Annotated in this window: 1 protein-coding gene; it reads right to left on the minus strand. The window is 43.8% G+C overall.

What is annotated here, in order from left to right:
- Positions 1-235, minus strand: a 235-nt coding sequence (locus tag RYX56_RS25300) for a hypothetical protein (RefSeq protein ID WP_317124509.1), incomplete at both ends; no start/stop codon positions are given.

A 235-nucleotide genomic window follows, 5' to 3' on the forward strand; every position in this document is an offset into this window, starting at 1 on the left:
TCCCCTTTCAGCTCGTCCAATTCCGTTTCGATTTCACTCAAGCGATGCTGTAAATCTTCGCTTCTTTTCCGGGTAAATGTACATTTTTGGAATAGATCCCTAAGGCTGTATAGATGATCACGATAGTGTTTGGCCGCGATTAGGGCTTGTCCTAAAGCTTCTTTTGTTAAAGAAATATGCAGCTGGCTGCCTTCTTGGTGAAGCTTGAGCTTAATGGCTTGGAGTTGTCCGTGTA

Source organism: Alkalihalophilus lindianensis, assembly GCF_032843265.1.
GTDB classification, from domain to species: Bacteria; Bacillota; Bacilli; order Bacillales; family Bacillaceae_D; genus Alkalihalophilus; species Alkalihalophilus lindianensis.